At 68.1% G+C, this 13,615-nt stretch carries 11 protein-coding genes; 1 reads left to right on the top strand and 10 read right to left on the bottom strand.

Annotation, left to right across the window (positions count from 1 at the left end; all coding sequences use genetic code 11):
- Positions 1-29 precede the first annotated feature (29 nt).
- Positions 30-413, top strand: a complete 384-nt coding sequence (locus tag ACWD0A_RS15340; RefSeq protein ID WP_451298227.1) for an NTP pyrophosphohydrolase — start codon at positions 30-32, stop codon at positions 411-413.
- Positions 414-457: 44 nt separating this feature from the next.
- On the opposite strand, the gene ACWD0A_RS15335 is transcribed toward ACWD0A_RS15340, so the two are convergent.
- From ACWD0A_RS15335 to ngcE, 10 genes are all read right to left on the bottom strand, one after another.
- Positions 458-844, bottom strand: a complete 387-nt coding sequence (locus ACWD0A_RS15335) for a hypothetical protein (protein WP_451298225.1) — start codon at positions 842-844, stop codon at positions 458-460.
- 285 nt (positions 845-1,129) lie between these two features.
- Positions 1,130-2,641: an amino acid permease gene (locus ACWD0A_RS15330; protein ID WP_451298223.1), complete on the bottom strand. Its 1,512-nt coding sequence runs from the start codon at positions 2,639-2,641 to the stop codon at positions 1,130-1,132.
- 149 nt (positions 2,642-2,790) lie between these two features.
- Positions 2,791-4,698 (bottom strand): 1-deoxy-D-xylulose-5-phosphate synthase, encoded by a 1,908-nt coding sequence (gene dxs / locus ACWD0A_RS15325; protein ID WP_451298389.1) that lies wholly within the window; start codon positions 4,696-4,698, stop codon positions 2,791-2,793.
- Between the two features lie 215 nt (positions 4,699-4,913).
- Positions 4,914-6,203 carry a sugar ABC transporter permease gene (locus tag ACWD0A_RS15320; protein WP_307712907.1) on the bottom strand — a complete coding sequence of 430 codons (1,290 nt, stop codon included), beginning with the start codon at positions 6,201-6,203 and terminating at the stop codon, positions 4,914-4,916.
- Positions 6,200-6,988: an ATP-binding cassette domain-containing protein gene (locus ACWD0A_RS15315; protein WP_177151831.1), complete on the bottom strand. Its 789-nt coding sequence runs from the start codon at positions 6,986-6,988 to the stop codon at positions 6,200-6,202. Before ACWD0A_RS15315 ends, ACWD0A_RS15320 begins: the two co-directional genes overlap by 4 nt.
- A 210-nt stretch (positions 6,989-7,198) precedes the next feature.
- On the bottom strand, positions 7,199-8,263 hold the full coding sequence (locus ACWD0A_RS15310; protein ID WP_177151841.1) for a substrate-binding domain-containing protein: 1,065 nt from the start codon (positions 8,261-8,263) through the stop codon (positions 7,199-7,201).
- A 169-nt stretch (positions 8,264-8,432) separates the two neighbouring features.
- Positions 8,433-9,632 carry an ROK family transcriptional regulator gene (locus tag ACWD0A_RS15305; RefSeq protein WP_451298221.1) on the bottom strand — a complete coding sequence of 400 codons (1,200 nt, stop codon included), beginning with the start codon at positions 9,630-9,632 and terminating at the stop codon, positions 8,433-8,435.
- A 246-nt stretch (positions 9,633-9,878) separates the two neighbouring features.
- The gene (locus ACWD0A_RS15300) at positions 9,879-10,823 is read right to left on the bottom strand and encodes a carbohydrate ABC transporter permease (RefSeq protein ID WP_451298219.1); all 945 of its coding nucleotides are present in this window, start codon (positions 10,821-10,823) and stop codon (positions 9,879-9,881) included.
- A gap of 14 nt (positions 10,824-10,837) precedes the next feature.
- A complete protein-coding gene (locus tag ACWD0A_RS15295; protein WP_307712911.1) occupies positions 10,838-11,770 on the bottom strand; it encodes a carbohydrate ABC transporter permease in 933 nt (310 codons plus the stop codon).
- Between the two features lie 30 nt (positions 11,771-11,800).
- Complete coding sequence (gene ngcE / locus ACWD0A_RS15290) at positions 11,801-13,243, bottom strand: N-acetylglucosamine/diacetylchitobiose ABC transporter substrate-binding protein (protein WP_451298217.1); 1,443 nt, start codon at positions 13,241-13,243, stop codon at positions 11,801-11,803.
- Positions 13,244-13,615: the final 372 nt, after the last annotated feature.

The following is a 13,615-nucleotide window of genomic DNA, read 5'->3' as shown; positions in this document are numbered from 1 at the left end:
CCACGGCGCGGGCGTGCGAGGCTGAGGTGATGGAGACCCTTCTCGTCGTGGACGGCGCCAATGTCGTCGGCTCGGTTCCGGACCGGTGGTGGCAGGACCGGCGCGGAGCCGCCGAACGGCTGCGCGACTCGCTGGCGGCCCCCGGCGGGCAGTCGGCCGTGGCGGGTCCGGTCGAGGTCGTCCTGGTCGTCGAGGGGGCCGCGCGGGGCGTCGCGTCGGTTCCGGGGGTCCGGGTCGAGTCCGCTTCCGGGAGCGGTGACGACCTGATCGCCGAGCTTGCGGCCACGGCGGCAGCCGCCGGCCGGCCCTGCGTGGTGGTCACGGCCGACCGCGGCCTGAGGGCACGCGTGGCGGCAGCCGGGGCCGACTGCGCCGGCCCCCGCTCGGTGCGCCGGCGGACCGGTCCCCCCTAGGAATCGCACCGAGTCCCTGCCCTGACCCGGGCAACACCAACAGGTCAGCGCACGAGATAGAGGGTGAGGGCTCCACCTGACTCTGAGATGCTGGCGACGTGAGCATGGCCACGGGCCGTGGCGTACGCGCCGGTGCCGCCGGTGATGGCGAGATCGAAGTCGCTGGGCGGGGCGCCGGCAGGCGTGGTCTGCAGGTGCTGCCACGTCACCTGCCCCCGGGGAAGGCTGAAAGTGCCTGTGCAGTGAGTGGTCCGCGCTGCCACTCGGGTGCACACTGCTCCCTCGGTGCCATAGCTGACACCTCCGCGAAAGAGGTTCGCGGTGATGATGATCTGATCGCCGATCCCGCGTCCAGGTGTCCCGTTGTCGACCACCGTGGTTCCTGTGCCCGTAGACGTCAGGCTGATGACTTCCTTGCGCTTGACGTCCATGCCCCAGTCCAGGGGGTACGGCTCATGGGACGCAGAGGCGGAACCGGCGAGAGTCGCGAGCGACAACGCCGTTGCCGCCACCACGCTCCACTTCGAAATGGATTGCATTCTTCCTCGCCTGATGAACGCGGGCTCTTTGGGTGCGCCCAAGAATTCTCATCGTGCGATGGAGCGTCAATTCTCAAACTCGTCAAAAGCGCCTGGTTCATCCGTCCGGCGGCACTCCTGGGACGCGCTCCGGCCCCGCACACCCGGAGGCGTACGGGGCCGGAACCGGCGGGATCGTCAGAATGTGGCGTCGGGTCCGAGCCGCCCGAGACGGCTGCGGGACCGTCCGTAGACGAAGTACACGACGATGCCGACGGCCATCCAGATGCCGAACCGGATCCAGGTCTCGGTCGGCAGGTTGAGCATGAGCCAGAGCGAGGCCGCGATCGACAGGATCGGGATCAGCGGCACCCACGGGGTACGGAAGGCTCGGTGCAGATCGGGCCGGGTGCGGCGCAGGATGATGACGCCGAGCGCCACGACGACGAAGGCGAAGAGCGTTCCGATGTTCACCAGTTCCGCGAGATTCTCGAGGCTGGTGAAGCCCGCGATGACGGCGATCACCACACCGAGCAGAAGGGTCGCCCGGTAGGGGGTGCGGTACTTCGGGTGGGTGATGGAGAAGAAGCGCGGCAGCAGCCCGTCACGGCTCATCGCGAAGAACACCCGGGTCTGGCCGAGCAGCAGGATCATGGAGACGGTGATGAGGCCGACGGCCGCGCCGAGGCTGATCGCACCCGCGAAGAAGGGCTGGTCCACGGACTTGAAGGCGTCGGCGAGCGGGGCCGTCGGCGACATCTCCCTGTAGAACTGCATACCGGTGACCACCAGCGTCACGGCCACGTAGAGCACCGTGCAGATGAACAGCGAGCCGAGGATGCCGCGCGGCATGTCCCGCTGGGGGTTCCTGGTCTCCTCGGCGGCGGTGGCCACGACGTCGAAGCCGATGAAGGCGAAGAAGACGAGGGAGGCCGCGGTGAAGATGCCCATGACGCCGAAGTTGGTGGGCTCGTAGCCGAAGAGCACCTGGATCAGTGGCGCGTGGAGGCCGCCGCCGGCGGGCTGCGGCTCGGCCGGGGGAACGAACGGGGAGTAGTTGTCGGCCTTGATGAAGAACAGGCCCGCGACGATGACCATGAGCACGACGGTGACCTTGACGGCGACCACGATCGCGGTGATCCGGGCCGAGAGCTTCGTCCCGGCGACCAGGATGGCGGTCAGCGCCAGGACGAGCAGGAAGGCCAGCAAGTCGAAGGAGCCTCCTTCGTCCGGCCCGGACAGAGCGACGGGCATGTCCCAGCCGAGGTTGGTGGACATGAGGCTGCGTACGTACCCGGACCAGCCGACCGCCACCACGGCCGTGCCGAGAGCGAATTCGAGGACCAGGTCCCAGCCGATGATCCAGGCGGGCAGTTCCCCGATCGAGGCGTAGGAGAAGGTGTACGCCGAGCCGGCCACCGGCACGGTGGACGCGAACTCGGCGTAGCAGAGCGCCGCGAGGGCACAGACGACGCCCGCGGCCACGAAGGAGAGTGCGGTGGCGGGTCCCGCGTTGTTGCGGGCCGCGATGCCGGTGAGGACGAAGATGCCCGTGCCGATGATGACGCCGACACCGAAAATCGTGAGGTCCCATGCGGACAGGCTCTTCTTCAGCGCATGCTCGGGCTCCTCGGTGTCGCGGATGGACTGCTCCACAGTCTTGGTGCGGAACACCCCGGTGCTCTGGGGGCGCTTCTGCTCTGTGCTCACCGGCGTACCTCCGTAGCCATGGCCGTATACCCATGATCGAGAGGGGCACGGGACCGCGCCCGCCCTCGCAGTGCGTTTCACACGAAAGGGCCGGACGGAAACCCCTGAGGGTGCTCCGTCCGGCCCAACGTGTGCGCAGATGGGTGAGCTCAGTCGCGGGCGGGCTCGACCGCCTCGCTGTCGATCCGGCCGTCCAGCCTGGAGACGAGTCCGGTGACCTGGCGGGCGATGTCGGGCGCGGTCAGCCCGATCTCCGCGAGGACCTCCTTGCGGGAGGCGTGGTCGAGGAAGCGCGGCGGGATGCCGAAGTCGCGCAGCGGTACGTCGACGCCCGCGTCCCGCAGGGCCTGGGACACCGCGGAGCCGACACCGCCGACGCGGCTGTTGTCCTCGACGGTGACCACGACGCGGTGCCGCTCGGCGAGCGGGGCGAGCGCCTCGTCGACGGGCTTGACCCAGCGGGGGTCGACGACCGTGGTGGAGATGCCCTGTGCGTCGAGCAGGGCGGCGATCTCCAGGCACATGGGGGCGAGCGCGCCGACGGAGACCAGCAGCACGTCCGGCCGCTCGCTGTCCGCGTACCGCAGGACGTCCATGCCGCCGGCGGTGCCGACGGCCTTCACGGCGGGGCCGACGGCGCCCTTGGAGAAGCGGACCACGGTCGGTGCGTCGTCGACCTCGACGGCCTCGCGCAGCTGGGCGCGGACCTGGTCGGCGTCGCGGGGGGCGGCGATCCGCAGGCCGGGGACGACCTGGAGGATCGACATGTCCCACATGCCGTTGTGGGAGGCGCCGTCGGTGCCGGTGACGCCGGCCCGGTCGAGGACGAACGTGACGCCGCACTTGTGCAGGGCCACGTCCATGAGGACCTGGTCGAAGGCGCGGTTCAGGAACGTCGCGTAGACGGCGAAGACGGGGTGCAGGCCGCCGGTGGCGAGGCCCGCCGCGGACACGGCGCCGTGCTGCTCGGCGATGCCGACGTCGTAGACCCGGTCGGGGAAGGCCTTGGCGAACCTGTCGAGGCCGACCGGCTGCAGCATCGCCGCCGTGATGGCCACGATGTCCTCGCGCTCCTTGCCGAGCTTGACCATCTCCTCGCCGAAGACCGAGGTCCAGTCGAGGCCCGAGCTGGAGATGGGCAGACCGGTGTCGGGGTGGATCTTGCCCACGGCGTGGAAGCGGTCGGCCTCGTCCGCGAGGGCGGGCTGGTAGCCGCGGCCCTTCTCGGTGAGGCAGTGCACGATGACCGGCCCGCCGAAGCGCTTGGCGCGGGCGAGAGCGGACTCCAGGGCCTCGATGTCGTGGCCGTCGATGGGGCCGACGTACTTCAGGCCGAGGTCCTCGAACATGCCCTGCGGGGCGATGAAGTCCTTCAGGCCCTTCTTGGCACCGTGCAGCGTCTCGTAGAGCGGCTTGCCGACGACCGGGGTGCGCTCCAGGATGTCCTTGCCGCGGGCGAGGAAGCGCTCGTAGCCGTCGGTGGTGCGCAGGGTGGCCAGGTGGTCGGCGAGGCCACCGATGGTGGGGGCGTAGGAGCGCTCGTTGTCGTTGACGACGATGACGAGCGGGCGGTCCTTGGCCGCGGCGATGTTGTTCAGCGCCTCCCAGGCCATGCCGCCGGTGAGCGCGCCGTCGCCGATGACGGCGACCACGTGGTCGTCCTTCTTCAGGACCTGGTTGGCCTTGGCGAGTCCGTCGGCCCAGCCGAGAACGGTGGAGGCGTGCGAGTTCTCGATGATGTCGTGCTCGGACTCCGCCTGCGAGGGGTAGCCGGACAGGCCGCCCTTCATCTTCAGCCTCGAGAAGTCCTGACGGCCGGTCAGCAGCTTGTGCACATAGCTCTGGTGACCGGTGTCCCAGAGGACCTTGTCCTTGGGGGATTCGAAGACACGGTGGAGCGCGATCGTCAGCTCGACCACACCCAGGTTGGGGCCGAGGTGGCCGCCGGTCTTGGAGACGGCGTCCACCAGGAAGGTCCGGATTTCTGCGGCCAGCTGCTCCAACTGCTCCGGGCCGAGCCGGTCCAGGTCGCGCGGTCCCTTGATACGGGAAAGCAGACCCCACCCGTCGCCCACCACCACCCGTGTAGGGCGCGCTTCGCGCGGCTGCGTCACTCTGCCTCCTTGCTTCGAGCTGATCGAGCCTTGCCGATTGCCCGAGTCTAATGTTCCGGTCGCGATCTACGACGCGCGGCCGTGCGTTGTCGGTCACGCCGCGGCCGCACGCAGCAGTGCCCGGCACCGCCGTGCGGTGCCGGGCACTGGGGGTCGTATCAGGCGCGACCAGCGGTCTTCTGGGTCTTGCGGGTGATGGAGTCGATCACGACCGTGGCGAGCAGCACACCGCCGGTGATCATGTAGACGACGGGTGTCGCGATGCCCTCCAGGGCGAGGCCGTACTGGATCGAGACGATCACCATGACGCCGAGCAGGGCGTTCCAGGTGCGGCCCCGGCCGCCGAAGAGGCTGGTGCCGCCGATGACGGCCGCCGCGATGACGTTCATCAGCAGGTCACCGGTGCCGGCGCTCTGGTTGGCGGCGGCGATCTTGGAGGCCCAGAACAGGCCGCCGACCGCCGCGAAGAACCCGGCCAGGGCGAAGACCGAGATGCGGACCGCGGTGACGTTGATACCGGCACGGCGGGACGCCTCGACGCTGCCGCCCAGCGCGAAGATCTTGCGGCCGTAGGCGGTGCGGCGGAGCACGAAGTCCGTGATCACGAGGACCGCGAGGAACAGCACCAGCGCCAGCGGCAGACCCTTGTACTGGTTGAACATGGCCGCCGCCGCGAAGGCGACGATCGCGAGGAGCACCGTGCGCAGCACGATGTCGGACACCGGCCGGGACGGAACGCCCGCGGCTTCCCGGCGGCGGTTGTCGAAGAACGACGTCAGGAAGAACACGCCTACGGCCACGGCGGCGAGGCCGTAGGCGGCCGCGATGTCCGAGAAGTAGTACGTGGTCAGCTTGCCGACGACACCCTCGGAGTCCAGGTTGATCGTTCCGGCGTCGCCGAGGAGCTGGAGCATGAAGCCGAGCCAGAACAGCAGGCCCGCCAGCGTGACGGCGAACGCGGGCGCACCGATCCTGGCGAAGAAGAAGCCGTGCAGGGCGCCGATGGCCGCGCCTCCGCCGAGGGCGACGAGGACGGCGAGCCACTCGTTCATCCCGTGGCTGACGCTCATGACGGCGACGATGGCGCCCGCGACACCGCTGACGGAGCCGACCGACAGGTCGATCTCACCGAGCAGCAGGACGAAGATGATGCCGACGGCCATCATGCCCGTGCCGACCATGGTGACGGCGATGTTGTTCAGGTTCTCCGCCGAGAGGAAGGCGGAGTTCAGGCTCTGGAAGATGATCGCGATGATCACCAGGCCCAGGACGACCGGGATCGAGCCCAGGTCACCGGCGTGCATCTTCCGCCGGAACTCGGAGACGTAGCCCTTGAGGCCCTGCTCGCGCACCAGCAGGCGGGGGTCGACCGCGGTGACCGCGTCGTGTGCGGCGTCCGGATTGACGACGGGCGCCTCGACGTGGGTGGAGGTCTTCTCGGTGCTCACTTCTGAACCTCCGCGTTGCGCGCCGCACGGCGGGTCACGGCGTTGTCCGTGGCGCCGGTGATGGCGGAGATGATGTCTTCCTGCGAGGTCGACTTGACCTCGAAGACGCCGTTGTTCCGGCCGAGCCGGAGTACGGCGACCTTGTCGGCGACCGCCTTGACGTCGGCCATGTTGTGGCTGATCAGGATCACGGCGTGGCCGCGCTCCCGCAGCCGCTCCACGAGGTCGAGCACCTGTGCCGTCTGCTCGACGCCCAGGGCGGCGGTGGGCTCGTCGAGGATGACGAGCTTGGGCTCGCCGAGCATCGACCGCGCGATGGCCACGGTCTGGCGCTGACCGCCGGACAGCGAGGCGATCGGGATGCGGACGCTGGGGATGCGGATCGACAGCGTCTTGAGCAGTTCGAGGGCGCGGCGCTCCATCTCGACCTCGTCGAGCACACCGCGCTTGCGGAGCTCGCGGCCGAGGTAGAGGTTGCCGACGACGTCGATGTTGTCGCACAGCGCGAGGTCCTGGTAGACCGTCGCGATGCCGAGGTTCTGGGCGTCGTGGGGGCGGTTGATCGACACGCCCCTGCCCTCCCACTCGATGACGCCTTCATCGATGGGATGCACGCCGGCGATCGTCTTGACCAGCGTGGACTTTCCGGCGCCGTTGTCGCCGACCAGGGCGACCACCTCACCGGCGTGGATCTCGAGCTCTACGTCGGTGAGCGCCTGGACGGCACCGAACCGCTTGGAGACCCCGCGCAACGCCAACACGGGCGTAGCGGACACGTGAACCATCTCCTTCGCCGCCTGACCGGCGGGGATGCCGCGCCACGGGGTAGGCGGCGCGGAGGCTGAGCAGTGCAGATATGCATGAGTGTTCCGACCGGTGCCCCTCCCGCAGCGGGGGCTGGATGGCGGGAGAGGCCACCGGAAGGTTTCTGCGGGGACGGGACCGTCCCCGGGCAGAGGCCGGAGCGCCGGGGACCGGTGCTCCGGCGTGCGGCCTTACTTCAGGCCGAGCTGGTCACACGCGGCCTTGAACTTCGGGGTGCAGATCTCCTGGACGGTGTAGACGCCGTCCTTGATCACCGTGTCCTTGATGTTGTCCTTGGTCAGCGAGACGACCGGGACGAGCACCGACGGGATGCCCTGGTTGGTGGGGCTGTCCACCTTCTCCTTGGCGATCGAGTCGAGCGACTCGCCCTTGGCGAGCGCCACGGCCATCTCGGCCGCGGCGGCGGCCTCCGGCGCGTACGGCTTGTAGACGCTCATGAACTGCTCGCCCGCCACGATCCGCTGCACACCGGCGAGCTCGGCGTCCTGGCCCGTGACCGGCGGGAGCTTGGAGAAGCCGCCGGCCTTGAGGGCGGTGATGATGCCGCCCGCCATGCCGTCGTTCGCGGAGTAGACGCCGATGATCTTGTCCTTGCCGAGGGCCGAGATCGCGGCCTCCATGTTGGCGTTGGCGTTCTCCGGCTTCCACTCCTTGGTGTCGTACTCCTTGCCGATGTTCACCTTGCCGTCGAGCTCGGCGTGGGCGCCCTTCTTGAACAGCGCGGCGTTCGGGTCCGTGATGGCGCCGTTCATCATGACGATCTGGCCGTCCTTGGCCTTGTCGCCGAGGGCCTCCAGCAGGGCCTTGCCCTGGACGTGGCCGACCTCTTCGTTGTCGAACGAGGTGTAGGCGTCGATCGGGCCCTCTGCCAGGCGGTCGAAGGCGACGACCGGGATGTCGGCGTCCTTGGCCTTCTTGACGCTGCCGGCGATGGCCTTCGCGTCGACGGCGTCCACGATCAGGGCGTCGACCTTGTTCGTGATCATGGTGTCGACCTGCTGCGTCTGCAGCGTGGCGTCCTGCTTGGCGTTGGCGTAGACGACCTTGGCCTTGCCACCCGTGAGCTCGCTGATCTTCTTCTCGATGAGCGGCTTGTCGAACTTCTCGTAGCGCGCGGTCTGGTTCTCCGGCAGGAGCAGTCCGATGGTGAGGTCGTCGCCCTTCTTCGCGCCGGTCTCGTCGGCGGCGTCGCCCGACTCCCCCGCCTGGCCGCAGGCGGCGAGCGAGACGGCCATTGCGGTGGCAGCGGCAGCGATGGCGGCACGACGCAGATGTGCGTTCACGATGTAAACCTCCCTGACGAGGCCGCGTCGCTGCGGCCGAGGTGGCTGGAAGTCAACTCGGCCCCGCCGCCAGCGTCAAGGAGTAAATCCTTAACGAGATGACAACGGTGCCATCCGTTATCTAAGTGAAGGCAGGAGTCCTGGTGGGCAACGCGCTCTCCAGAAGGGTCGAATCACCCATTTCGCTGAGCACGAGGGCAAGGGCTCCAAGGACCTCGGCGCGTCCGCCGAGCGCTCCCGGCGCCACCGAGAGCTGCCTCGCCGCGCTGGGGATCGCGTAGCGCGAGACGGACTCGCGGATGGGTCCCAGTACCAACTCTCCAGCCTCCGCCAGATCGCCGCCCAGCACCACCCGGCTCGGGTTCAGCAGGTTGCACAGGTTCGCCACGCCGCTGCCGATGTGGCGGCCCACGTCGGCCACCACGCGCCGGCAGCCGGGGTCCCCCTCGCGGGCGAGCCGCACCACCTTCTCCATGGTCAGCCCGTCGCCGTGGCTCGGCTGCAGCAGCGGCAGCACGTACCGGGCGGCCGCGAAGGTCTCCAGGCAGCCCCGGTTGCCGCAGCGGCACACCGGACCCGACTCGTCGAGCGTGATGTGCCCGATCTCCCCCGCGGTGCCGCCGGGCCCGCGGTAGATCTGACCGTCTATGACCAGCCCGGCGCCCACACCGCTGGCCACCTTGATGTAGGCGAGGTCCTTGACCCCGCGTCCGCTCCCCCACACCAGCTCGCCGAGCGCGCCGAGGTTGGCGTCGTTGTCGACGTAGACCGGGACGCCCAGGCGCCCGGAGAGCTCGTCGCTGGGGTTTATGCCGGTCCAGCCCGGCAGGATGGCCGTGGAGCCGAGCGTGCCGGACTCCACGTCGATGGGGCCGGGCACGCCCAGACCGACGCCGATGATCTTCCCGGGGCCGATGCCGGTGGCCTCGAGGAGCCGGTTGACCAGCGCTTCGGCCCGGCCGAAGCCCTCGGCCGACGAGGCGTCCACGTCCAGCGGCTCGGCCTCCTCCGCCAGCACCTGGTGAGCGAGGTTGCCGACCGCGACCCGCAGGTGGGTGTGGCCGAAGTCGACCCCGATCACGATGCCCGCGTCGCCGCTGAGGGAGACGCTGCGGGCGCGCCTGCCGCCCGCGGAGGTGGGCGTCACCTCGACCGTGCCGCCGTCCTTGAGCTCACGGACGATGTTGGAGACCGTGGCCGCGGAGAGGCCGGTGCTCCTGGCGATCTCCGCCTGCGTGAGCGAGCCGGCCATGCGCACCGCGCGCACGACCCGCTCGAGGTTGGCCCGGTGCAGTGATGTCTGCGATCCCGGAGTCTCCATTGACTCATCCACTCCTGCCCCCGGTGGGCGGCACGACGACCGCCCCCGGTCGGGGCACCGCGAGGGAACCCCGACATCTCTCCAACTTGTGAACCCTAAGCTCAACTCTCGGGGCCTTTCGCGTCAAGACCTTGAGCAAGGGCGACAGAGCCCCGGCACCAGGGCGGATCAACGCCCGGGCCCCGTTCGACGCGGCGTCGAACGGGGCCCGGGGGCGTGCCGCGGCAGGCGGCGGAGTCGTCTTCGTTACTTGAGCGTGCCCGCGGTGAGACCGGACTGGACCTGCCGCTGGAAGGACAGGTACACGACGATCACGGGCAGCATGGCGATCGTCATGCCCGCGAAGATCACCGGCAGGTCGCCCTCGTATCCCTGCTGCTGGTTCAGCAGCACCAGGCCCTGGGTGAGCACCGAGCGGTCCTTGTCGAAGCCGCTCTGCTGCTGCATCAGGGTCATGGGGAGGATGTACTGGTTCCACTGGCCGAGCACGTTGAAGATCCCGACGCTGAGCAGGCCGGGCTTGGCCATCGGGACCATGACCTGGAAGAAGATCCGGGTGTGGGAGGCGCCGTCGATGACCGCGGCCTCGTGGATGGCCGTGGGCAGCGTCCGGAAGAACGCGTGCATGAAGAAGACGGTGAAGGGCAGCGAGTAGGCGATGTAGACCAGGATCAGACCCTGGTACGTGTTGAGCATGCCGAGCATGTCGACGAGGAAGTACAGCGGCACCAGGCCCAGGTAGACCGGGAACATCGCGCCGGCGACGAAGAAGTAGTAGAAGAAGCGGTTGCCCGGGAACTCGTAGCGGGCGAGCACGTACGCCGCCATCGCGCCGAGCAGCATCGTCAGCGGGATGGAGAAGGCGAGCACGATCAGGGTGTTGGCGAAGTAGTCGCCGATCCCCTTCTCCCAGGCGCGGCCGAAGGCGTCGAAGTTCCAGTTCGACGGCCACGACCAGGCGCTGGCGCCGATCTCCGTGTCGGTCTTGAAGGAGCCGATCAGCAGCCAGAAGAGCGGCAGCACGATCATCACGGCCCACAGGATCAGGAAGCCGTGGGAGAAGACGTTGAGGACCCTGCCCTCGCCGTCGCCGCCGCCGGATCCGGTGCGGCCGTCCACACCGTTCTGCGAGCCGCGCGGGCCGGGCACGGCGTCCTTCCCGACGCCGGTGATCAACCGGGTGTTCGACATGGCGTGTTCCCCGCTCAGTATTCGATGCGCTCGCGGCGGCTGACCCGCAGCGTGACGAGGGACAGGATCAGCGTGAGGACGAGGATGACGACGCCCATGGCGCAGGCGTAACCGCTCTTTCCGAAGGAGAGGAAGTTGCGCATCAGGTAGGTCGCCATGACCTCGCTGTTGTGGTCGGGGCCGCCGCCGTAGCTGTTGCCCGGTGTCATGACGGAGATGAGGGCGAAGCAGTCCATGGCGAGGATCGCGAGGTACACCCAGGCCGTCTGCACCGTGTCCCACAGCAGCGGCAGCGTGACCCGGAAGAAGGACTGCGTCCGGCTCGCGCCGTCCAGCAGCGCGGCCTCGTAGATCTCCTTCGGCACCGACTGCATCGCGGCGGAGAACAGCACGAGGTAGAAGCCGACGCCCCACCACAGCAGCACGAAGGCCACGCACCACAGCACGAGATCGGGCTCGTTGAGCCATTCGATCGGGTGCGCGGGGTCGGACAGGCCCAGCTTGATGAAGATGCCGTTGATCAGGCCGGCGACGTCACCGCGGTAGATCGCCCGCCAGAGCACGGCGAGGATGGCGATCGAGAGCACGTGCGGGACGAAGAAGAGGATCTTGTAGAGGCCCGATCCCTTCACTCCGCGGATTCCGCCGGAGCCGCCCCGCCCGCCCACGTTCACCATGAAGGCGAAGAAGAGGGCGAGCAGGATGGTCGCGATCGGCAGGAAGATCAGGAGCAGGATGTTGTGCCACAGGGCCTTCAGGAACACCTCGTCGGAGAACAGCGCGGTGTAGTTGTCGAGTCCGACGAAGCTCATCTCCTGCGACTGGCCCTGCCAGTTCGTGAAGGAGTATCCGAAGGTCTGCAGATACGGCCAGATCATGAAGACCGCGTACAGCACGACCGGAACGATCAGAAATCCGGTGACGAACCGGTACTTTCCCTGTTGCATGGCACCCTGCCCCTGGTTTTCCGGCCTCGGCTACTGACGCTTGTTGTTCTTGCTCGCCGGGTCCTTGGCCGCCTTGTCGACCGCGGCCTGCGCCCGCTTGAGCCATTCGTTCGGCTGGATGCGCTTGGCCATGAGCTCGGCGGAGGCGGTGCGGATGGACTCGTCCATCTCGCTGTACCAGGTGGTGTAGAAGTAGTCGAAGCGCTGCTCGACCGGACAGGCGTCGACGGCCTCGACGGCCGACTTGGTGCCGGGGCGCAGGGACACGCTCTTGTCGACACCGTTCTGAAGGATCGTCAGCGAGTTGGCCACCTGGGCGAACTTCGTCGACCATTCCTTGGACAGCATCATCCGGAGGAACTCCAGGCCGCCCGCCTTGTTCCTGGCCTTCTCCGGGACGATGAACGGCTCACCCGCACCGGCCCGGATGGCCTCGAAGGGCAGCTTGCTGTCCGGCAGCAGCGGCATCGGCAGGAACTTCATGTCGAAGTCCGCCGGGGTCTGCTTCAGCTGCTCGTTCTCCAGCCAGGAGCCGGAGGGGATGAAGACGGCCTTGCCCTCGTTCCACGCGGTCTGCGACTCGATGTGGTCAAGGGAGTTGGTGCCGGGCATGAGCAGGCCCTTGTCGACGATCTCGTAGATCGCCTCGATGGACTGCTTGGCCACGTCGCTGCCGACGAAGGCCTTGGGGTCGAGGTTGTCGATCGCCTTCATGGCGTCCAGACCGCCGGTCTTGGCGATCAGGTCCATGATCATGACGTTGATGTAGTAGGGGTGCTTGCCCTGGTGGGCGAGGCCGCCGATGCCGTCCTTCTTGGCCTCCTGCATGATCCCCAGGAAGGCGTCCCACGTCTTCGGGACCTCCCAGCCCTTCTCCTTGAAGAGCTTGCCGGAGTACCAGACGCCCCAGACCGTGTAGACGTAGTTGAGCGCGTGCATCTTGCCGCCGATGAAGCCCTTGTCGGCGGTGCCCGGGATCAGGACGTCCTTGACCTTCTTGTTCGGGTCGTCGACGGACGGCGCCTCGAGGAGTTCGGTGAGGTCGGCGAGTTGACCGTTCTTGTGCAGCACGTCGAGCTTGATCTGCTGGGCGCCGGAGTCGTCGACCACGTCCGGCGGGTTGCCCGCGTTGAAGCGCGGCTGGAGCTTGCCGGTGATCTCCTGCGTGCCCAGGTGGCTGATCTTCGGGCCGTACTTGGCCTTGTACAGCTTCTCCCACTCGATGGCGTACTGGTCGCCGAAGCCGCCCTTGAAGATGACGACGTCGAGCGTGCCGCCCTTGGCGACGCCGAACGGGTTGTCCTTCGTCACCTCGCCCTTCTGCTTCTCCTGGTCGTCACCGCTGCCGCTGCTGGCGCACGCGGACAGGAAACTCATCGTCGGGACGGCAATCAGACCGAGTGCGGCCGACCGCTTGATCAGATTTCGACGGCTGAGGCCCTCATTGTTGTCGTGGGCGGAGGTGGATCCCATGCTCAAGTCCTCGCCTTCTCCAGGACTCAGGCGGTGTACCGGTCGCCCGTACTGCTCGCCTCAGGCGAAGGGCCCCGTTACCGCTGTCGGTTGCTGTGTTTTCCCGAAGGGAAACCCAGTGAAGCTCGGGTCGTGCACCGGCCGGCAGCGGGAACGGACCTTCTCACGGCCGCCGGTCCGCGTGGCCCCGGCCGCAGCTCGTCCCCCCTGCCCGCAACCTGTACTTGCTATACGGACGCCGACAGGTATAGTCCACTTCCCGCCAAGTGAGCAAGATCGAATGCAAGGTTGGACGGCAGTCTTTCCCGAGTTGAGACCTCGCGGATACATGCGACCCCTGTACACCCTTACGACCGCTGCAATCTTCGCGGA

The organism is Streptomyces sp. NPDC002867, assembly GCF_053591895.1.
This window is presented reverse-complemented; position numbering and strand designations above follow the sequence as displayed.